We start from the raw sequence: 20516 nt of genomic DNA, 5'->3' as shown, positions 1-20516 counted from the left end.
TTGGCCCAGCGGACGCAAGTGGCGGATCACCGCGTCCCCCTTCCCCCCGTCCTCACCGCACGTTCCACGTTCCACACGCCCGTCGTCGCCGGTCGACCCGCGCGCGCTCGGGTGCAGTTGGTCCTCGAACGAGACGTCGGGCCATCGGCCTCCGTTCACCCCTTCGTGGGACGCATCGACCTCGTCCCCGCGCGGATCCATGAGGTCCCGAGGACGACAGGACAGCAAAACTCACGGCGTCGTCGCGTCCTCGGGACGACAGCACGAGGCGTTTCACGGAGCCATCGCAGCCTCGGGACGACAGCACTGCAACCATCGCGGAAGCCCATCCGCCATCTTGTCAGCCTTGTCGTCCTCGGGACGACAGGACAACGAACTTCACGGCGTCGTCGCGTCCTCGGGACGACATCACGACGACCATCGCGGAGTCGCATCCGCCATCCTGGACGACATCATGACGACCATCGCGGATTCTCCTCCGTCATCTCGTCAGGCTTGTCGTCCTCGGGACGACAAGGCGACGAACTTCACGGCGTCATCGCGTCCTCGGGACGACACCGCGTCGTCCTTCAGGGAGCCCGCGCGACGCCCGCATCCGTCCTCACGAGGCGCTTTCTCGTGCGAACGAGGCGCTTTCTCGTGCGAACGAGGCGCTTTCTCGTGCGAACGAGGCGCTTTCTCGCGCAAGACGAAGCGGGTCCTCTCCCGAGACGATGGCGGCGACGCGAGGAGCGACAGGGACGACGAGGCCAGAGGGATTTCAGGTCGGCTCTTCCAGCGGGTCGTCGTGGCGTCCTTCCTCTCCCTCGGGAGAAGAGGTGCCGTTCAGGCGTGTGGAGCGAACGCTGGCGAGAACGGCGATCAGGACCGAGGTGACGACGACCACGCCGAGGCCACCGCGCACGGTGAGCGCATCGCTGAGCAAGCCGATGAGTGGCGGGCCGAGGAAGAAGCCCAGGTAGCTGGTGGTGGTCACGGCGGCGATGGCCTGGCCCGAGTTCCTGGCATTGCGGCCGGCGGCGCCGAACACGAGGGGCGCGACGATCGAGAGGCCGGCGCCGACGCAAGCGAAGCCGACGACGCCCATCGCGGGGGTGCCGGAGATCAGCGCCACGCAGAGGCCCACCGCGGAGAGCCAGCCTCCGGCGCGCACCAAGGTGCCGGCGCCGAGGCGCTCGGTGAGGCGATCGCCAGCGAGGCGGCCCACGGCCATGGTCGAGCTGAAGGCGGCGTAGCCCATCGCGGCGTAGCCCTCGCTCGTCCCCAGCACCTCGCGCAGGTACACGGCCGACCAGTCGGCGACGGCGCCCTCGCCAAGCATGGAGCAAAGGCCGATGACGCCGAGGGAAAGCAACCAGCGCGCAGGAAAGGAGAACGCCGGGCCGGCTGCACGCGCCTTGCCAGCGCCGTGGACCAGGCCAGGTGCAGCCGCGAGGAAGAGGAGCAAGCTCACGAGGCTGACGCCGACGAGATGAGGCGATGGGCCCACGTCGGCCGCGGCGATGCGGCCTCCGAGCAAGGCGCCGGCCATGCCTCCGAGGCTGAAGGCCGCGTGGAACGAGGACATGATGGAGCGGCGGTAGGTCTTCTCGACGGTCACCGCCTGGCCGTTCATCGAGACGTCGAGGGCGCCGTTGCTCGCGCCCCAGAGGAGGAGCGCGACGGCGAGCAGCGGGAGGCTGGGGGCGAAGGGCAGCGCGGCGTTGCAGAGGCAGAGGCCGATGGCGCTGGCCACGGTGAGGACGCGGCTGCCGAGGCGCGCAGTCCACACGCCGACGAGGGGCATGGAGATGAGGGCGCCGAAGGCGGTGGCGAGGAGGGCGAGGCCGAACGCGCCGTCGGTGGCCTGGAGTTTCGCCTTCACGGCGGGGATGCGGGAGAACCAGTGGGCGATGAGGGCGCCGTTGACGAAGAAGACGACGAACACGGCGGCACGTCCGCGGCGATCCAGCGTGGGCTCTGGGTCCTGCGGGGCCCCTTCGTGGTGCGCATCGAGCGCGCCGGGGACAGGAACGGCGTCGCCGTCGCGCTTCTCCATGGGGTCATTGTCCCGAAGCGCCGAGGGTTGCCCATGTCTTTCCGAGCTACGCCCATGACGCCTCGGGGGTCTTTGCACGAGCCGTAGGATGCTGCGGCGACGGTGGAGGTTCTCTGGCAGGCCCCAGAATCGGGCTGGCAGGACCAGGTGGAGAGGCAGGGATCGGGGCCCAGGGAGCGACCTCGGGAATGATTTCCCGGGCTCTCCGTTGTAAGGGGCCGCTGGCGCTTCGGGCGGCCGGCAGCGTTTGCGGCCCCCCCGAGTGCCACCCCAACCTGGACGGTGCGCTCGTGATCGAGATCCGCGATCTCTACAAATACTACGGCGACCGCCGGGCTGTCGGGCCCCTCTCGTTCACGATCGAGGCCGGCGAGATCGTCGGTCTCCTGGGGCTCAACGGCGCCGGCAAGACCACCACCCTTCGTATCCTGGCCTGTGACCTCCTGCCCTCGTCGGGCACGGTGCTGGTCGATGGGCTCGATGTCGTCGACCACCCCCACGAGGTGCGGTCGCGCATCGGGTACCTGCCCGATCGGCCGCCGCTCTACGACGAGATGACGGTGCGGGCCTTCCTCTCCTTCGCCGCGCGGCTGCGCGGGATGGAGGCCTCGGCCGCCGAGCGGCGGGTGCCCGAGGTGCTCGAGATGACGGAGCTGTCGCGCGTGGCCGACGATCCGATCACCTCGCTCTCGCACGGGTACAAGCAGCGCGTGGGCATCGCGCAGGCGATCATCCACAAGCCGCGGCTGCTCGTGCTGGACGAGCCGATCAGCGGTCTCGATCCGGTGCAGATCGTGGAGATGAGGAGCCTGCTCCGGAACCTGAAGGGGGAGCACACGATCCTCCTGTCGAGCCACATCCTCTCGGAGATCAGCGAGACGTGCGACCGGATCCTGGTGATCCGCGACGGCGCGATCGGGGCGCAAGGGACGCCGGACGAGCTGTCGACGAAGCTCCTGGAGGGCGTGCGCTTCGAGATCACGGTGATCGGGGAGGCGAGTGGCGGGGGCTCGGCGGCGGAGATCCTTCGGTCGATCGAGGGGGTGCTGGCCGTGGAGAGCACGTCGTCGAACGAGCCGGGTGACGCGCAGGCGTTCCGGATCGAGGCGAGCAAGGACGTGCGTGCGAGCCTGGTGTCGACGCTGGTCGGCAAGGGGCTCGGGGTCCTGGAGCTGCGCCGGAGCGAGCGGGAGCTGGAGACGGTGTTCCTGCGGCTGTCGTCCGGAGAGGGCGGCGCCGAAGGGGGCGGGGCGAGCCCGCTGAAAAAGAAGAAGGCTGCCGGGGCGAAGGCCGTGGTCGCCAGCAAGGACGAGGGAGAGTCGACATGAGAGGGGCGCTGCTCGTCGCGCGGAGAGAACTCTCCGCGTACCTTCGATCGCTGCTCGGCTACATCGTGGCCGCAGGGGCGCTGCTGATCGAGGGGATCTACTTTCAGGCGTACGGGCTCGGGTCGGGGCCGAAGCTGTCGTCGGAGGTGCTGCTCCGGTTCCTGGACGGGACCTGTGTGGTGACCATGGTGGCGGCGCTGATCTTGAGCATGCGGCTGGTCGCCGGAGAGCGGGAGCACGGGACGCTGGTGCTGCTGCGCACGGCGCCGATCCGTGACGGGGAGATCATCGCCGGGAAGTTCCTGGCGGCGTTCGCTCTGATCGGGCTGATGACGCTGACGACGGTGTACATGCCGCTCCTGATCTTCGTGAACGGGAAGGTGTCGATCGGGCACATTCTGACCGGCTACGCGGGCGTGCTGCTCGCGGGCGGGGCGGCGCTGTCGATCGGGATCTTCGCGTCGACCCTGGCGTCGAACCAGGTGGTGGCGATGATCGGGGGCGCAGCGATCCTGGTGACGCTGGCGCTCCTGTTCTGGGTGGCCCGGGTGACGGAGCCGCCGGTGAACGACTTCCTGTTCGCGCTGAACCTGTACCCGCAGCGGCAGCGGCCGTTCCTGAACGGGGTGCTGCGGCTGGAGAACGTCCTCTACTACGTGGCCGTGGCTTACTTCTTCTTGCTGGCCGCGACGCACACGCTGAAGGCGCGGAGGTGGCGGTGAAGGACGAGAAGGATCCGAAGTCGGCTGCGGCCGACGAGAAGGCTTCCGCGAAGGCAGCCGAGACGAAGGCTCCGGTGAAGGCGCACGCAGCGCCGGCAGCGTTCCAGGTGCAGCCGGGTGCGTGGATGGTGCCGGCGTACCTGGGTGCGCTGTTGCTCCTGTTCCTCGGGGAGCGGGTGGTGCCGACGTTCGATGCGGCGCGGTACACGCTGTCCGGGATCGGCGTGGCGCTGGTGGCGCTGGTGACGGCGCTGCGCTTCGTGGCGGCGCTCCGGGAGCGCGGGGAGCGGGCGGCGATCGAGCGCGCGCTGGCGCTCCTGTCGCTGCTCGGGCTCGTGGCGATCGGGCTGTACTTCAGCACGACGGACACGGGGCGGGCGCTGCTCGGGGTGGCGAAGGCGGCGCCGGAGACGCGGGCGCGCATCCACGGGGCGACCACGGTGGGGTGGATCGGGCTGCTCGTGGTGGCGACGCTGCCGATGTTCTTCGGGGAGCTGGCCCTCGCGCCGATGCGGCGGGCGCCTCAGCTCGAAGGGCGGCGGGTCCGCGCGGCGACGTTGTCGGCGATGGCGCTGTCGTTCGCGGCGGTCTACACGGCGCTGTTCGTGTACGCGGCGGGTGAACTCGACATCAAGGCGGACTTCTCGTACTTCCGCACGTCGCGGGCGAGCGAGTCGACGCTGAAGGTGGCGCAGTCGCTGACCGAGCCGGTGAAGGTGACGGCGTTCTTCCCTCAGCTCAACGAGGTGGGGGTGGAGGTCGAGGGCTACCTGCGCGAGCTCGCGAAGGGCGCGCCGAGCCTGGAGGTCGAGGTGCAGGATCGGCTGGTCGTGCCGGCCCTGGCCAAGGAAGCGAAGGTCACCCAGGACGGGGTCATCGTGCTGACGCGCGGGCCTGCACGGGAGCTGGTGACGGTCGGCGCCGACATCAAGACGGCGGCGGCGAAGCTGAAGACGCTCGACGCGGACTTCCAGAAGGCGCTGCTCAAGGTGGTGCGCTCGCAGCGGACGGCGTACTTCACCGTCGGCCACGGGGAGCTGAACGAGGCCACGGGCGCGGAGGCGAAGGAGGGCAGGAGCGCGAAGAACCTGCGCAAGCTGCTCGAGTCGCAGAACTACGTGGTGAAGGACCTGGGCCTCGGGCAAGGGCTGGGGAGCGAGATCCCGAAGGACGCGTTCCTGGTGATCGTGCTCGGGCCGGCGAAGGCGCTCCTGCCGGAAGAGGTCGCGGCGCTGAAGCGCTTCGCCGACGAGGGCGGGAAGCTCCTCATGGGGCTCGATCCGGACGCGAAGGTGGACCTGGATCCGCTGGCGGAGATCGTGGGCCTCACCTGGAAGCCCACGCCACTGGCGAACGACAAGGTCTACGTGCGGCGTCGGTACAACGACGCGGACCGCTCGAACCTGGTGAGCACGCGGTACTCGTCGCACGCTTCGGTGTCGACGCTGAGCCGCAACGCGGCGCGGGCACCGACGCTGTTCCCCGGGGTGTCGTCGCTCGACAAGCGCGAGGGCGGGAGCGAGAAGGTCGACTTCACCATCAAGTCGATGGGGGAGACGTTCGAGGATCCGAACGGGAACTTCACGTTCGACGCCGACGGCGAGAAGCGGTCGACGTACAACCTGGCGGCAGCGGTCTCGAAGGAGATCGGCGGCGAGGGGAACGACAAGAAGGAGCTGCGGGCGTTCGTGGTCGCCGACGCGGACGCGCTGAGCGACGCGGCGTTCGGCAACGATCCCAACGTGGTGCTGGTGCTGGATGCGATCCGGTGGCTGGGCGGCGAGGAGAGCTTCGCCGGCACGATCACGACGGCGGAAGACGCGCGGATCGAGCACACGAAGGAGAAGGATCAGCTCTGGTTCTGGGGGACCATCGCGCTCGGGCCGGCCGTGGTGCTGGGCCTGGGGCTCATCGTGACGCGCCGTGGTCGGCGTGGGAGGAGCGCATGAAGGTGGATCGCGGTTTCTTCGTGCACCTCGGGCTGCTCGTCGTGGCGGCGGTGTGCGCGATCGGGGTGTGGACGCGCGACAAGAAGGCGACTGCCCTGTCCCAGGCCGACGTGACGGTGTGGCAAGGGCGGGCAGACGACGTGTCGCGCGTGGTCTTCGAGGGGAAGAAGAAGAAGGTCGTCCTGGAAGCGAAGCAGGACAAGGCCGGGCGCTACTTCCTCGGGACGAGCGAGCGGGAGGCGGCTGCACCGAAGCCGCACCCCGAGGGCGAGGAAGACGGTCACGATCACGCGCACGATCACGAGCCGCAGCCGGCCAAGTCCACGACGTTCCTGTCGGTGGGCGCCGGGACGAAGCTCGCGGAGCTGCTCTCGCCGCTCAAGGCGCTGCGGGCGATCGGGAAGATCGGCGAGGAGCGCGCGGCGGAGTTCGGGCTGGACGCGCCCGAAGGGACGCTGACGGTGACCTTGAAGGGCGCCGAGCGGAAGCTGGAGTTCGGTGCGGCGACGCCCGGTGGCGCCGACCGGTACGTGCGGGATCCGGCGACGGGTGAGGTGTACGCGGTCAAGGGCGACATCTTCCGGGACGTGGATCAGGCGGAGTCGCGGCTGATGGAGCGCGATCTGCACGAGTGGCGTGACGTCGACGTGTCGCGGGCCAAGGTGACGGCCGGGGACAAGTCGCGCGAGCTGTCGCGCAGCAGCGGGGCGGACGGGAAGAAGTTCTGGGCCGATCCCGCGAGCGAGGGGCAAGCCGACGAGACGGCCGGGAACTGGATGACGAAGCTCGATCGGCTCCGCCCGACCGAGTACGTGGTCAGCGCGCCCGAGGGCGGCACGACGGTGGTGCGGGTGGACTACACCGGCGCCGCTGGCGAGCTGGGGTATGTGGAGCTGCAGAAGGGGCCGGCAGCCGAGGGCGGGAAGCCCGAGTACTACCTGGTCACCGAGCGGCTCCGCCTTCCCGGGAAGGTGCCCGCGACCGTGGCAGAGCAGGTCGAGCAGGACCTCGGCGCGGTCGTGAAGTAACCCGCGGCGAGCGGCTTCGTTCCTCACCCCGGCGCGTGGGCCTCCGCCGCCGGGTCGCGTCGGCATGGGGGGCTCTACCCCCCCGCGATCCCTTCCCACTTTCAAGCGTGTTGTTTGCTGCTGGGTCAGGCGGCTCTGCTGGGACCGCCTCACTCCCGCCCGACGCGGCCCTTCCTCGACCCCCGCAGGCCCTCCCTCGATGGCCTGCCCCAGGCCCCGCTGGCCCCCGCTTCCTTTCGCCGCCTTCCCTGCCCCGGTCCGGCTCTCCACCCGTCCCCCAGGGCGCCTCGGGTCCACCCCGGGAGCCCCATCTCTTTACTTGCGGCGGCGGGCCGGCTTCTGCGAGGCTCGCATCGCGATATGGAGCTTCGAACCTGGACCTTCCTGGTGCTCAGCGCTGCGGCGCTGTCCTCCGCATGCAGCTCGACGCCGGCGCCCGAGAGTCCGTCGCAGGACATCCCGGAGCCCGTGCAGGAGACGCCGGATCCCCCCAAGCCGAAACCCTGCGAGGCGCTCGAGGAGAAGTGTGAGTCGGGCGCGGACACGCGCGCGAAGATCGCGAAGAGCTCGCACGTGATCCACCCGATCAACGGCTGGACCTACGCGCAAGGTGCGGACGCGACGGTCTCTCAGCACTCGGCCGACGGCGCCGCCCTGGCGATCGCCGAGGTGGAGACGGGCACGGACGCGAAGCAGGAGCCTGCGAAGCGCGACGAGGCCGTCGAGGAGCTGGCGAAGCAGATCGGCGTGACGGTCCCGAAGAAGAAGGTGACCTGGAAGAAGCCGCTCGAAGAGAAGGCCGTCGGCGACCTGAAGATCGGCCTCTGGCAGATCGATGGCGCGGCGCGCGGCGACAAGAAGGGGCCGCTCTTGATCTTCGCGGGCCCGACGGGCGAGGGGAAGGTGCTCCTCGGGATCGGGTTCGTGCCGGAGGACGACAGCACGGGCTCCGACGCCTCCATCCTGGAGTCCATCGACTCGATCGCCGTCGCGGGCAAGTGACGCTGTGAGCGCACCGAACTTCGCACCCGGTACGCCCATCGCGGGCAAGTTCACCGTGCGGGCGCTGCTCGGCTACGGAGGCGCGTCCGCGACGTTCCGTGCCATGTCGGCGGATGGGCGGGAGGTGGCCCTCAAGGCGTACGCGCCGATGATCGGGCAGCGGCCCGATCTGATGGGGCAGCTCCAGCAGTACGTGGCCGCGACGAACTCGCTGCCGGCGGACCTGGCCGCGCACGTCCTGGAGGCTGGCTACGATCAGGCGACGGCGGCGCCGTTCACGGTCACGGAGTTCATCCCGAACCCGTCGGTGGCACAGCTCGTGGCGCGTCGGCCGATGTCCCCCGACGAGGTGAGCGCGATGCTGCGCACGCTGGCGGCGGTGCTGGACGCGGCGCACAGCCGGGAGTTCTTCCACCTGGGGCTCAAGCCGACGAACCTCTTCGTGGACGCGCACTCACCGGGCAACCTGAAGGTCACCGACTTCGGGACGATCCTGGCGCGGAGCGTGCTGCCGACGCAGGAGGGGTACGTCGTTGCGGCGCCGTGGATGGCGCCGGAGCAGGTGCAAGGCGGCGTGCCGCCCAGCGCAGCGACGGACGTGTTCTCGGCGGCGCTGGTGGCGTTCTATGCGCTGGTGGGGCGGCCGTACTGGCGCTCGTGCCAGGGGGCGCCCGATCTGGGCTCGTGGCAGCAGGAGGTCCTGTCGCCGCGGGTGCCGGCGTCCGCGCGCGCCAACGAGCTGGGTGCGCCGCTCGATCCCGGGCTGGATCCGATCTTCGCGCGCGCGCTGGCGCTCGATCCGCGGGAGCGTTACCGCTCGATGACGGAGTTCGCGGCGTCGTTCGGAGGGTTCCCGAGTGGGCTCGGTCAGGCGAACACGCTGGCGATCCCGAGCAACTCGTCGGCGTACGCGGTGGATCCTGGGCCTCCTGGGCCGAGGGGGAGCGATCTCTCCGGTGGGTATCCGTCGGTCGACGCGCTGCGAGCGGGAGGTGGTTTCGGAGGCGGGGCGCAGGCCATGCCGCCGGGTCCGGACATGCCGCCTTCGACGCAGCAGACGCACGTGCCGCTGCCCGGTGGCGCCGGTCAAGCGGGCGGCGCGCCGCGCGCTCCTGGCGGGAAGGCGATGCCGATCGTGGTGGGCGTGGCCGCGGTGCTGCTGGCGATCGGGGCAGGGACGGCCTGGTACCTGATCGGAAGCTCCGACAGTGGCGCGACGCCCGAGGCGACGAACACGGCCAGCACGTCGACGCCCGAGTCTCCGCCGCCGGCCGAGACCGGCGCACCGACGGAGGCGGTGGCGACCAACGAGACGCCTCCGCCAACGCCCCCCGACGACAGCGCCGCGAAGCCCGAGGAGCCTCCGGCCGAGGATCCGGCGACGGCGAAGGTGCCGATCAAGATCACGTGCATGCCAGAGGCGTGCGACACGATCACGATCAACACCAAGGTGGAGAGCGGGGACATCCAGCTCGCCCCCGGGAGCTACCGTCTCGGGGCGAAGCGCGCGGGCTTCGTCACGCACGTGGAGACGATCGTGGTCGAGCCGGGCAAGCCGTTGGAGAAGGAGATCACGCTCGCCGCGGCTCCCAGGCAGACGACGACGACGACGCAGACGCCCGTCGCCACGCCCACCAAACAGAACTGCGGGAAGTTCCTCAAGAAGTGCAAGTGAACGCGGCACGCGGCGCGCGAAGGCCTTCGCTCGGCGAGGGTCGGCGCGCTGCGGGCGACGCGACGCGCTGACCACGGCGAGCGTGGTGTGCTGCGTGGGCGACGCGATGCGCTGACCACGGTGTGCTTGATGTGCTTCGCAGGCGACGCGCTCCGCGTGGGCGGCGCGTCACGCGTTCGACGGATGCGCTACGCGCGCGGGTGGGCGCGGCGGTAGGCGGCGCGGACGTGATCGTCGGCGAGGTGGGTGTACACCTCGGTCGTGGAGACGTCGGCGTGGCCGAGGAGGGTCTGGACGGTGCGGATGTCGGCGCCACCTTCGAGGAGGTGGGTGGCGAAGGAGTGCCGGAGTTTGTGCGGAGAACTCGGCTTGTCGATGCCGACGGCGCGCGCGTAGCCGGTGAGCAGCTTCCAGATGGCCTGGCGGGTGAGCGGGCCGCCGCGCGGGGAGAGGAAGAGGGCCGAGGTGGATGCGGCGCGTGGGTGGGCGGCGCGCTCGGCGAGGTAGCTGTCCAGCGCGGCGAGCGCAGGTTCTCCGAGGGGGACGAGGCGGCGCTTGTCGCCTTTGCCGTGGGCCATGACGAGGCCTTTGCGCCGGTCGACGTCGCCGAGCTTGAGGCGGACGACCTCGGTGACGCGCATGCCCGTCGCGTACATGACCTGGAGCATGGCGCGGTCGCGCAGGCCGCGGAAGCTCACGGCGTCCGGGGCTTCGAGGAGGAGGAGGATGTCGTCGACGCCGAGGACGCGCGGGAGGCGGCGCCCGACCTTGGGGCGCTCGACCAGGGCGCAGGGGTCGGCGTCGAGGACGCGCTCGCGGACGAGGAAGCGGGTCAAGCCGCGGACGGCGGAGAGGTGCCGCGCCGCCGAGCGAGCGCCGAGGCCTTCCTTTCCAGCGGCGACGAGGTAGGTGCCGACGAGGGTGGCGTCGAGCTTCTCGGCCGTGGTGACGTCGTGCGCTTCGGCATGCGCGATGAAGCGGGCGAGGTCGTGGCCGTACGCATCGAGGGTCAAGGGCGCGAGGGCGCGCTCGACACGGAGGTGGTCCAGGTAAACGTCGACCCAGCCAGAAAGATCCACCGTCACAGGGTAGCGCGGTGCTTCGGGCGGTGGCCAGAAAGGCGAGACCTGGGGTGCTGTCGGTATGCGATGGGCGGAGTGCGTGGGGGACGCGATGCCAACCCCCCTCCCGGTCCGGCTCGGAATGGGTAAGAGTGCACAGGTGCTGTCCGCGTTCGAGGTGATCGAGCCCCGACGGGAGAGCCCGGTCGTGGTGGAGGTTCCCCACGCGGGGCTCTACCTCGATCCGGAGTCACTCGCGTGGACGGTGGCGCCAGCGCGGAGCATCGGCCGGGACGCCGATCTGCACGTGGATGCGCTGTTCGCGGATGCGCCAGAGGCCGGGGCGACGTTGCTCGTGGCCCGCACGAGCCGGCTGGTGGTGGATCTGAACCGCAGCGAGAGCGACGTCGACTGCGAGGCGGTCGAGGGCGGGGGGATGCAGCACTGGCCGCGGGGGCTGATCTGGCGGCTGACCACGGACGGGGATGCGGTGCTGTCGCGGCGCTTGCCGCGGGAAGAGCTGGAGCGGCGTCTGTCGGGGATCTATCGGCCCTACCACGCGCGGCTCGCGGAGCTGCTGGCGCGGAAGCGGGCCCGGTTCGGGGTGGCGGTGCTGCTCTGCGCGCACTCGATGCCGAGCGTGGCGCGCAGCGGTCATGCGGGGGCCATCCCGGCGCGGGCGGACATCGTGCCCGGGACGCGCGGCCGGACGAGTGCGGCTGGGCTGCTCATCGATGAGGTGGATCGGCACTGCCGGGAGAGGGGTCTCTCGGTGCGGCACGACGATCCTTACCGAGGGGGGTTCAGCACGGCCCACTACGGCAGGCCGGATCAGAGGGTGCACGCCGTGCAAATCGAGATTGCGCGCCGCCTGTACATGGACGAGCAATCGCTCGGATTGGATACTCAAGGTTTCGACGCCATGCGCGAGTTCGGTCGCACCCTGGTGACCCGTCTCGCGTCCCCCGAGTTCCTCGAGCGCCTGCGGCAGCTCGACGTGACCGCCTGAGCCCGCCCCGGTCGTCCATGCCTACGCCGAGTGGAGACGTCGAGAAGAGAGGGAGCGGCGGGAGCAGCTTCCCTGCCCCGGCCCTGCCGCCCGAGGAGGGTGACGCGCAGGAGACGGAGCGAGAGACGCCGCTGGAGGGTGGCCTCGGGGAGGATGGTCGGTCGTCGGAGGCCGAGCAGGACGCAGCGGCCGAGGAGCACGCCGGGTCAGCGCCGCCGTCCGCGCCGGCAGGAGCGCTGCTCCGGGAGGGCGCGGCGTCGGTGAAGGGCGCGGCGTCGGTGGATGGCACCGGCGAGGAGGGCGACGGGGAAGCAGCGGTTCGGTCGGCGGGCGAGGGAGAGCTGGACGAGGCTGCTGCCGCGCGAGGGGCTTCGGACGAAGGCGCTTCGGGCGAGAGAGCTTCGGACGAAGGCGCTTCGGGCGAGAGAGCTTCGGGTGAGGAGACGGCAGACGAAAAGGAGGCGGGTCACGAGGCAGGCTCGCCCGAGCGCGCAGGAGAGCGCGCGTCGGACGAGGGGACGTTCGACGAGGAGGAGGCCGGTCGCGAGGCGCTGAACCGGCCGCCGTTGCTCGCCTCCGAGGCACTGATGGAGGACCTGGCGCCGATCGAGCCCGCCCGGGATGCGGCGCGGTTGTGGTGTGCGGCGGTCGGGCTCACGCTGGTGGTGCTGGGCGGTCTGCAGGTCACGGCGCTCCGTCCGGGAGGCGTGGCTTCGGGATTCATGGGGGTGGTGCTGGGCGCCATCACGCTGGTCCTGGCGCTCACGCGGATCACGTACCGGCAGCGGGCGGCAGCGATGCTGGGGATCGGGCTGACGTCGACCCTGCTCGGCCTGGTGGGCTCCGGGCCGGCGGTGGGCATCGACGCGGGCGGGTTCGCGTGGGGGGTGGCGCGCGCCATCGCCGCCGCGGCGCTGCCAGCGGCGCTCGCGTTCCGGGCGCGTTACCGCGCGTATGCGGGCGCTCGCTGGCTGCTGGGGGCAGCGTTTGCGGCGGCGTTGCCGTTCACGGTGTCCGTGATCCTGCGGTTGACGACGCACCAGATCGGGCTCGGCGAGGCAGGAGCGATCCTGGTGATCCTGGCGATGACGGCCGGGTTGCTCGGCTTCATGGGGGAGGAAACGACGAGCGCCGGGGCGTACCTGGCCCTCGCGGTGAACCTGTCGCTCGCCGGAGACCTGGTGTTCGACGGGCTGTCCGGGGTCGAAGGGCTCCAGGCAGCAGAGGTGGGGGCGGTGATCGGGTCAGGGGTGGCGTTCGCCGCCACATCGGCCTTGACCTCGATAGGTCTCTTCCAGATCCTCGCGTGGCGTCTGGCCCCTGCCGCGCGGCGGATCAACCTGCACCGGCCGCCACGAGAGGCCAAGAAGCCAACGCAGCCGTCGAGCAACGACTGGCTCACATGAACGCTTGACAAGCAGGGTCGTTTCCTTCACCTTGCGCCGCTCCCGAGCGTGGGTTGCGGAGGACGCGCCCCAACGAAGAGGACCCCGAGGACCCCATGGCGAGAAGCGATATCACCGGGAAGCGCAAGCTGCTGGCGCAGAACGTGTCTCACTCCAACATCAAGACGAAGCGCTGGCAGCACGTGAACATCCAGACGCGCCGGCTCTGGGTGCCTGAGCTGAACCGCTTCGTGACGCTGAAGGTGACGACGCGCGACATCCGCACGATCGACAAGATCGGCCTGCTCGCGTACGCCCAGCGTTACGGCGTCGCCCTCTGAGGGGCGCGGCGTACACCGAAGGGTGTGCGTGACGTTCGGGCGTGATAGCGCACGAGCGTGTTGAAGAGAGCGGCGGTTCCCCTCGGGGAGTCGCCGCTTTTTCGCTTCCATCCAGAGCGTGTGGGCATCGCGCACGAGCGGGTCAGCGCCGCGCCAGAGCGAGCCCACGCGGTGCCAGGGAGAGGGTCCTCCTCCCTGGAGCGAGCCCACGCGGCACCAGGGAGGTGATCCTTCTCCCTGGGAAGCGATGCGGGGAAGGTCGTCCTCCCTCCCCTTCCCTCTTCAGTCGTCGGTGATCTTGCCCTGGATGAGGGCCTTGGCGTTCTGGCCGTCGCGCACGGCGGCCAGGGCTCGGCGGGCGTTCGTCTGGAGTCGGAGCTCGGAGAGGCGGGTCTCCAAGGAGGCGTCCCAGCCGGTCTCGAAGGTGAGGCGCTCGGTGAGGGAGGTCAGGGTGCGGTTGTCGATGCCCGGGAGGCGCTCGAGGCCGACGGCCGCGGCGAAGCGGCCTCGCTGGAGCACGGCGATCGGGGTGGCCATGGGGAGGACGGTGCCCGGGGTGGTGCGCGGGACGCCGCGACGGACGGGGACGGCGTCGTGGCCGAGTTCGATCTCGAGTTCGGCGACGATGACGCCGAGGCGGGCGGGCGCGTACGCGAGGGCGGCGAGCATGCCGCGGCCGTCGCAGGCGACGATGATCTCGGCAGGTCTGGCTTCGGCGCCGGCGGGGAAGGGTGAGCGCACGAGGGTGATGGGGTCGCTGCCTTCGGGGTCGCCCGGGAGTTCGGTGGTGAGCGCGTCGCCGCTGCCAGGGAGGTTCTCGCGGAGGTCGTCTTCGGTCAACGTGCCGCCCGCGATCACGCCACCCGCTGCGAGCAGCGCGCGGCTCACGGCGCGGAGCTGGAGGGTGGCGCCGCCGGAGGCGCCGACCTGCTTGATGAGTTCTGCACGCTCGGTGGCGCCAGCGTGGGTGGCCGCGAGGATGCCGTTGCGCGCGAGCTCGCCCATGCGGGTGCGGCCGAGGTAGCCGTGCAGGAGGCTGAGCATGCCGAGGGTGCGCGGGGCGGCGACGCGGGCTGCATGAGGGACACTCGCGGCGTCGACGAAGCCGCGGGGTCGCGCGGCGCCCAGGCCAGGCTGGGCAGCGCGGCCGTCGAATACGCGCGCGCCGACGCCGGTACCTGCGACGAGGGCGATGGCAGGGGCGAGGAGGACGCCAGGGCGCGCGCCGGCCGCGGCGAGGAAGCCTGCGATCAGCGCGTCCGCGGCGCTGCCACCTGCAGTGAGCGCGTTCTGCGCAGCCTCCGCCGCGGTTCCATCGCTCGCGGTGGCGGCGATTCCGCGGATCACTGCTCTTCGTCCTCGGCCTTGAGCGGCATCGGCATGATCACGGGGCGCACGGTGGCCGCATCGCCCGGCTCGGCGCGGGAGCGCGCCGTGGCAGTGAGCAACGCCTGACGGGTGCGGACGCCACCTCGGCCTTCGACGATGACGAAGGACTCGCGGCGCCCACGAAGGGCGTCGGCGACACGCTGGAGCGAGGTCTCGCTGAGGGAGGCCGATTTGCCGAGGGCGCGGAGGCGGGTGTACACGATGGGGCCAGAGGGCAGATCGTCACGGGCTGCGTCGAACACGGGGAGAACGCCCGCCGCGCGGGCCGTGGCGATGACGTCGTCCTGCTCCCACACGCCCGAAGCTTCCCAGCAGCGGACCACGCCCTCGGGGGGGATGCGCGCGAAGAGCGCGGCGATCTTCTTGCGGTTGGCGGCGGTGGGGCGGACGTCCGGCGGGGTCTGGAGCACGATGCAGCGTGCTTCGAGGGTCGATGCCACCTGGAGCGTGTCGGCGAGCGCGGTGTCGACGGCTTCGCCTGTCTCGAGGCTGCCGACGATGCGAGGCAAGATCACGCTGAACACGAAGGTGGGTGAAGCAGCCTTCCTCCATCGACGCAGCGTCGGTGGACGCGGGACGGAGGTGTCCACGGGGCGGATCTCGACCATGTCGAACCGCTCTTTGTATTTCTCAATCTTTCCCTGAAACTCAGGGAGCCCAACGAGCACACGCGCCATCGGCGCGACTCTTAGCCCACCTCGGGCTCCGATGCAGCGGCCCGCGTGACGTCAGGCAAAATGAAACCACTGGGTCGGGTGGGCGCGCACGAAGCTCTCCATTTCTGCGGCGATCTGCCGCGCCGCCACGGAAAGCGCCGCTTCGGTGGGACGGCGGCCGATCTCGATGGGGGGAGAGATGAGGAGTTCGTACCTCATGTAGCCCACCCTGCGTGTGAAGATGGGAAGGATGGGGGCTCCGGTCACGGCGGCGAGCTGGAGGGGGCCCTCGGGCATCTGCCAGGGGGCTCCGAAGAGATCGACGGTGCGGCCCCGCATGCCAGGGGGCAGGCGATCGATCTGCACGGCGACGACGCCGCGTCGGCGGAGGTGGGAGGCGAGCTGGAGCGCAGCGAGGGGGTCGTCCTCGGGACGGACGACGCGAACACCGATGCGATCGCGGGCGCCGTCCTGGATCGCCTGCGCGCGTTCGTCGCGCTCTTGCTGCATGACGAGGAGGACATCGGCTTCGTAGACCGACTGGAGGAGAGGTCCGGCAGCGTGCCATCCGCCGGTGTGTGCGGTGACGAAGATCACGCCGTTCCCGCGGGCGACGGCGGCCTGGTAGTGCTCTTCGTTGACGCAGGCGCCGATGAGTCGATCGCGACGGTCGCTGCCCGCCACGAAGGCGTCGGTCAGGGAGGCCGCGAAGTTGGAGAAGACCTCGGCGATGAGGCGTGCCTCCTGGATCGGGCCGAGAGGGCCCAGAGCGAGGCGCAGGTTGCGGCGGACCGCGGCGCGGTGGCGAGGGAGGGTGGCCGCGAAGGCGACGCCGAAGAGCGTGGGGCCGTACCGTACGAGGGCGTCTGGGCCGTGCTCGACACCGGTCTGCATGGCGCGACGCCAGATGACGGAGTCGTGCTGGGTCAGGTCGTGGAGCAGGGCGCGCAGTCTGGCCGGGATCGCTGCATGCAGCGGCCGAGCAGGGGGCGTGGTGGGCTCGCTCTGCGGTGCACCTCGGAGGCGCTCCGGGTGTTCGGCTCGGGGGTGAGGTGAGGAATGGCTCATTCCGTGGGCGCCTTTCGGGCGTGTTCGAGGCCCCAGCGAGCGACCTCGCGCACCGAGGGGTCGTCGTGCTGGAGCGCGGCGTGGAGCGCTCTGCGCGCCGTCTCGGTCTCGTCGTCGGAGCAGGCGCCGCGAGCAAGGCGGTTCGCGGCGACGATGGTGGCACTGCGTGCGAGGCCTTCACGGCGGGCGCGGCGCACGGGGGACCCTTCGGTCAGCGCCTCGAAGGAAGCCTGGTCGAGTGTGGTGAGCTCGTCGAGAGCGCGCCCTTCCCAGCGCGCGAGGGGATGAAAGGGAGCGGTGCGCGCAGGTGGTGGTGGTGCGGTCCGGTTGAATGGGCACACCTCCTGACAGACATCGCAGCCGAAGAGGTGCTCGCCCATGCCTTCTCTCAGCGCCGGCTCTGGGGCGGTGCGCTGCTCGATGGTCAGGTAGGCGACGCACCGGCGCGGGTCGAGCACGAACGGGGCGACGAACGCCTGGGTGGGACATGCGTCGAGGCAGCGGGTGCATGAGCCGCAGCGCTCGCGGATCGGCTCGTCGGGGAGCAGGTCGAGGGTGGTGACGACCTCTCCGAGCATCTGGTAGCTGCCCTGTCCCGGGGTGATCACCAGGCCATTCTTGCCGACGAAGCCGATGCCGGAGCGCGCCGCCCACGCGCGCTCGAGCACGGGCTCGATGTCACAGAGGGCGCGCGCGCGAGCGCCTTCGGCGAGCGACGCGACGAACTTCGCGAGTTGCCGGAGCTTCTTTTTCAGGTGGTTGTGGTAGTCGCGGCCGCGCGCATAGCGAGCGACGCCCTGCGCGAGCGAGGGATCTTCCGACTCGTCCGAGCGTGGCCGGGCATAGCGGCGCCCGACACAGATCACCGAGCGCGCGCCTTCCAGGATGGCCGTGGTGTCGAGCCGCCTCCGCTCCTCGACGTAGCGCGCGAGGTAGGTCATCTCGCCGTGCATTCCCTGATCGATGAACTCGCGGTAGCGCGTGTGCTCGGTCTCGAGGGGTTCGTCGGCGCGCGCCACCCCCACCACGTCGAAGCCCAGCGCCAGGGCTTCTGCCTTCACGCGCCGATCGAGCTCCGGCTGCATCCCGCTCGCCCGCCCCCATCCCCTCGGGTCAGCCGAGGAGCCGATCGAGCGTGATGGCGCACGCAGCGCGGACGCTGAGATGGTTGAAGCCCGTGTCCGCGCGGGCGCGGATGGGCTCGAGCCGGACGTCGGCGTCACTCAAGATCTCCGGCGCGAGGCCCCACCCCGTGCCGAACACGATGAGGATCGGCCGGTCGGTCTGCTCGATCCGTGCCCTCGCGGTCGCCATGCTCGTCACGTCGCCGAAGCGGCTCGAAGCGGCAGTGGTCCAGAGTTCGATGCCACGTCGCGCGGGCTGTCCTTCCGTGGGGGTGGCCAGCGCCTGGTAGGCGTCCTCCAGCGTCGGCACCACCTGGAGCACCTCGAGGGCGACGGCGCGGTCGGGGATCCGACGACCCCCCGAGCCCTCGATCCAGTGCTCTCGGATGCGCGTCGCCAGGGCACGCTGGGCCTCGACCGGGTGCACGACGAAGAGCCGCTCGGCACCATAGGTTCGAGCGCTCCTTGCCATGTCGTGCAGGTCCAGGTTGGTGATGGCCGTCGTCACCCGCTCCCCTGCCCTGTCCAGAACGGGGTAATGAACCAGCGCCAGCGCGATCCTCGTCACGATCTCTCCTTCTTCACCTTCTCCCAGAGATCGGGGCGGCGTTCGGTGGTCCTCATCTCGGCCTGCTGGCCCCGCCATCGCGCGATCGCGGCGTGGTTGCCTTGTTGCAGCACCTCGGGCACCCGCAAGCCTCGAAACTCGACGGGTCGCGTGTAGTGCGGATACTCGAGGAGCCCTCCCAGCGCGGGGCTGTGAGACTCGTGCTCGATGGATCCGGCGTTCCCCAGCACCCCAGGTAGGAGCCGGACACAGGCATCGATCACCGCCATCGCGGCCACCTCGCCTCCGCTCAGCACGAAGTCACCGAGCGAGATCTCCTCGTCCACGAAGCTGCGGACGCGCTCGTCGAAGCCCTCGTAGCGCCCACACAGGAGCGCGATGGCAGGCCGGCTCGCCAGGTCGAGCGCCTTCTGCTGAGTGAATGGCTGCCCCTGCGGGGTGAGCAGCAGACGGTGAGCGCGGACCGGGGTCTCGCCAGGCGTGACGGCCTCTGCGTCGAGCGCTTCCATGCAATTCACGACGCAGTCGACCCGGATCACCATCCCCGAGCCACCCCCGTAGGGCGTGTCGTCGACGCTGCGGTGACGACCGAGGCCAAAGTCGCGGGGGTTCCGCAGGCGCGCCTGCGCAGCCCCCGTCGAGAAGGCCCGACCGACCATGCCTACAGCAAGGAACCGCTCGAACAGCTCCGGAAATAGGGTGATGACGTCGATACGCATGAGAATGCAGCGCCGTCGGGCGACGGACGCTCTAGAGCAAGCCTTCGAGCGTGACGAGGGTGACCACCTGACGCGCGACGTCGACCGACGAGACGTAGGCGTCGATGAGAGGCACCTCGACCACCTTGGGCTTCTTGCCGGCCTCGGGCGGATCACCCAGGGCGATCACCAGGACGTCGCAGCTCGGGTAGGATACGAGACCCGTCACCCGACCGACCGCCTGCCCTTCGGCAGTCACGGCCTCTGCGCCCTCGATGTCACATGCGTAAAACTCTCCGTCCTCGGCAGGAGGGAAGAGGTCGCGAGAGACGCAGACGAACGCGCCACGCAGCGCTTCCGCCGCGTCTCGGTCGTCGACGCCTGCGATGCGCACGAGAAGCGCCTTGTTGGTGGGACGGACCGCTTCCAGCTTGGCGTCACGCTCCGACCCATCCGACAAGCGAAGCCGGATGGGTAGGCGCCGGACCAGGAGATCGGAAGTCTCATTGAAGACGCGCAGGCGAATCTCGCCATGCACGCCGTGAGGCCTCGCGATCTCCGCGACAGGGACGAACCTTCGCTCCACGGGGGAGACCGCGTTTCTCAATCGAGGATGTCGAGGTGCGCGCGACGGCCCGATTTGCTCGCGGCGGCGCTCAGCAACGTCCGGATGGACTGTGCCGTCCGCCCGTCCTTGCCAATCACCTTGCCGATGTCCTCACGGGCGACGCTGAGTTCGATCCGCGGGAAACGGTCACCGGTCACTTCACGGACCACCACCTGCTCGGGGCGATCGACGAGTTGTCGGGCGACGAGCGTGACGAGATCCACAAGAGGGGACGCGGAAGCCATGGTCACTTCTCGGTAGCCGCCGGCTCGACCTGCTTGTTGCTCCGCTTCAGGAGCAACGAGACGGTGTGCGAGGGCTGGGCGCCCTTCGAGAGCCAGTGATTGACGCGGGTCAAATCGAGCCGGATCTCGGGCCGGCGCGGGTCGTAAGTGCCCACCCGCTCGATGAACCGGCCGTTGCGCGGGCTGCGCTGGTCGGCGACGACGATGCGGTAGAAGGGCATCTTGTTGGTGCCCGCGCGGGCGAGGCGGATATGAACGGCCATCGGTAAACCTCGGGTTCTCCTGAACGAGCGCGTGAGTGAGAAGGCGCCCCAGATCTGGCGCCTTGGTGGTTGCGCTATCCCTGCTCTCTACCCTCGAACGAAGTACAGGTGAAGGCGGAGTGCATGCCTGGGCGCAATATCACGTCAGGCGCGGGGCGCGCAAAGTAGGCGTAACGGCATCGTCCGTCAACCCTGCGTTCCGGGATTTCAGGGGTTGCGCCCGTTCGATCTCGGGCTGTGGACGGAAGAGGGACGCGGCGTGGGCCATCTTTCCCAGCTTCGCTGGATGCGAGATGACCAGACAGGATTCGGACGAGGAGGGGGACTGAAGAAGAGATGAGCACGAGGCGCGGGGAGATG

General features: G+C 70.1%; 20 protein-coding genes. 9 read left to right on the top strand and 11 right to left on the bottom strand.

The window, feature by feature from the left end; translation table 11 throughout:
- Nucleotides 1-760 precede the first annotated feature (760 nt).
- Nucleotides 761-2038, bottom strand: coding sequence for an MFS transporter (locus CMC5_RS19640; protein ID WP_082362625.1), 1278 nt, complete (start codon nucleotides 2036-2038; stop codon nucleotides 761-763).
- A gap of 290 nt (nucleotides 2039-2328) precedes the next feature.
- On the opposite strand from CMC5_RS19640, the gene CMC5_RS19635 reads away from it, so the two are divergent.
- From CMC5_RS19635 to CMC5_RS19610, 6 genes are all read left to right on the top strand, one after another.
- On the top strand, nucleotides 2329-3366 hold the full coding sequence (locus CMC5_RS19635; protein WP_050431853.1) for an ABC transporter ATP-binding protein: 1038 nt from the start codon (nucleotides 2329-2331) through the stop codon (nucleotides 3364-3366).
- Nucleotides 3363-4088 carry an ABC transporter permease gene (locus tag CMC5_RS19630; RefSeq protein WP_050431852.1) on the top strand — a complete coding sequence of 242 codons (726 nt, stop codon included), beginning with the start codon at nucleotides 3363-3365 and terminating at the stop codon, nucleotides 4086-4088. The genes CMC5_RS19635 and CMC5_RS19630 overlap by 4 nt, the downstream gene beginning before the upstream one ends.
- Nucleotides 4085-6037 carry a Gldg family protein gene (locus CMC5_RS19625; RefSeq protein ID WP_245678529.1) on the top strand — a complete coding sequence of 651 codons (1953 nt, stop codon included), beginning with the start codon at nucleotides 4085-4087 and terminating at the stop codon, nucleotides 6035-6037. The genes CMC5_RS19630 and CMC5_RS19625 overlap by 4 nt, the downstream gene beginning before the upstream one ends.
- Entirely contained in the window at nucleotides 6034-7065 is a 1032-nt protein-coding gene (locus CMC5_RS19620; RefSeq protein WP_050431851.1) for a DUF4340 domain-containing protein, read from the top strand. The genes CMC5_RS19625 and CMC5_RS19620 overlap by 4 nt, the downstream gene beginning before the upstream one ends.
- A gap of 360 nt (nucleotides 7066-7425) precedes the next feature.
- A complete protein-coding gene (locus tag CMC5_RS19615) occupies nucleotides 7426-8067 on the top strand; it encodes a hypothetical protein (RefSeq protein ID WP_050431850.1) in 642 nt (213 codons plus the stop codon).
- A gap of 4 nt (nucleotides 8068-8071) precedes the next feature.
- On the top strand, nucleotides 8072-9742 hold the full coding sequence (locus tag CMC5_RS19610) for a serine/threonine protein kinase (RefSeq protein ID WP_050431849.1): 1671 nt from the start codon (nucleotides 8072-8074) through the stop codon (nucleotides 9740-9742).
- A gap of 188 nt (nucleotides 9743-9930) precedes the next feature.
- Here the strand turns inward: CMC5_RS19610 and CMC5_RS19605 are convergent, their stop codons facing one another.
- The gene (locus CMC5_RS19605; protein ID WP_050436008.1) at nucleotides 9931-10821 is read right to left on the bottom strand and encodes a site-specific tyrosine recombinase; all 891 of its coding nucleotides are present in this window, start codon (nucleotides 10819-10821) and stop codon (nucleotides 9931-9933) included.
- A 142-nt stretch (nucleotides 10822-10963) separates the two neighbouring features.
- Here CMC5_RS19605 and CMC5_RS19600 point away from each other — a divergent pair, with 142 nt between their 5' ends.
- From CMC5_RS19600 to rpmB, 3 genes are all read left to right on the top strand, one after another.
- The gene (locus CMC5_RS19600; RefSeq protein ID WP_245678528.1) at nucleotides 10964-11812 is read left to right on the top strand and encodes an N-formylglutamate amidohydrolase; all 849 of its coding nucleotides are present in this window, start codon (nucleotides 10964-10966) and stop codon (nucleotides 11810-11812) included.
- A gap of 17 nt (nucleotides 11813-11829) precedes the next feature.
- On the top strand, nucleotides 11830-13218 hold the full coding sequence (locus CMC5_RS19595) for an ICP22 family protein (RefSeq protein ID WP_050431847.1): 1389 nt from the start codon (nucleotides 11830-11832) through the stop codon (nucleotides 13216-13218).
- Between the two features lie 95 nt (nucleotides 13219-13313).
- Nucleotides 13314-13538, top strand: coding sequence for a 50S ribosomal protein L28 (rpmB, locus tag CMC5_RS19590; RefSeq protein ID WP_050431846.1), 225 nt, complete (start codon nucleotides 13314-13316; stop codon nucleotides 13536-13538).
- 282 nt (nucleotides 13539-13820) lie between these two features.
- On the opposite strand, the gene CMC5_RS19585 is transcribed toward rpmB, so the two are convergent.
- The 9 genes from CMC5_RS19585 to rpsP form a co-directional block, all read right to left on the bottom strand.
- Nucleotides 13821-14885: a hypothetical protein gene (locus CMC5_RS19585; protein WP_050431845.1), complete on the bottom strand. Its 1065-nt coding sequence runs from the start codon at nucleotides 14883-14885 to the stop codon at nucleotides 13821-13823.
- Entirely contained in the window at nucleotides 14882-15535 is a 654-nt protein-coding gene (locus tag CMC5_RS19580) for a DUF72 domain-containing protein (RefSeq protein ID WP_245678527.1), read from the bottom strand. Before CMC5_RS19580 ends, CMC5_RS19585 begins: the two co-directional genes overlap by 4 nt.
- A gap of 120 nt (nucleotides 15536-15655) precedes the next feature.
- Nucleotides 15656-16651, bottom strand: a complete 996-nt coding sequence (locus CMC5_RS19575) for a lysophospholipid acyltransferase family protein (protein ID WP_082362622.1) — start codon at nucleotides 16649-16651, stop codon at nucleotides 15656-15658.
- Nucleotides 16648-17736: a tRNA epoxyqueuosine(34) reductase QueG gene (queG, locus tag CMC5_RS19570; RefSeq protein WP_050431843.1), complete on the bottom strand. Its 1089-nt coding sequence runs from the start codon at nucleotides 17734-17736 to the stop codon at nucleotides 16648-16650. The genes CMC5_RS19575 and queG overlap by 4 nt, the downstream gene beginning before the upstream one ends.
- 28 nt (nucleotides 17737-17764) lie before the next feature.
- Nucleotides 17765-18343, bottom strand: coding sequence for an RNA methyltransferase (locus CMC5_RS19565; protein WP_245678526.1), 579 nt, complete (start codon nucleotides 18341-18343; stop codon nucleotides 17765-17767).
- Nucleotides 18340-19062 carry a tRNA (guanosine(37)-N1)-methyltransferase TrmD gene (gene trmD, locus CMC5_RS19560; protein ID WP_050431842.1) on the bottom strand — a complete coding sequence of 241 codons (723 nt, stop codon included), beginning with the start codon at nucleotides 19060-19062 and terminating at the stop codon, nucleotides 18340-18342. The genes CMC5_RS19565 and trmD overlap by 4 nt, the downstream gene beginning before the upstream one ends.
- Before the next feature lie 31 nt (nucleotides 19063-19093).
- A complete protein-coding gene (gene rimM, locus CMC5_RS19555) occupies nucleotides 19094-19627 on the bottom strand; it encodes a ribosome maturation factor RimM (protein ID WP_050431841.1) in 534 nt (177 codons plus the stop codon).
- A gap of 17 nt (nucleotides 19628-19644) precedes the next feature.
- A complete protein-coding gene (locus CMC5_RS19550; protein ID WP_050431840.1) occupies nucleotides 19645-19893 on the bottom strand; it encodes a KH domain-containing protein in 249 nt (82 codons plus the stop codon).
- 2 nt (nucleotides 19894-19895) lie between these two features.
- Nucleotides 19896-20156: a 30S ribosomal protein S16 gene (gene rpsP, locus CMC5_RS19545; RefSeq protein ID WP_050431839.1), complete on the bottom strand. Its 261-nt coding sequence runs from the start codon at nucleotides 20154-20156 to the stop codon at nucleotides 19896-19898.
- Nucleotides 20157-20516: the final 360 nt, after the last annotated feature.

This window comes from Chondromyces crocatus, assembly GCF_001189295.1.
GTDB lineage: Bacteria > Myxococcota_A > Polyangia > Polyangiales > Polyangiaceae > Chondromyces > Chondromyces crocatus.
This window is presented reverse-complemented; position numbering and strand designations above follow the sequence as displayed.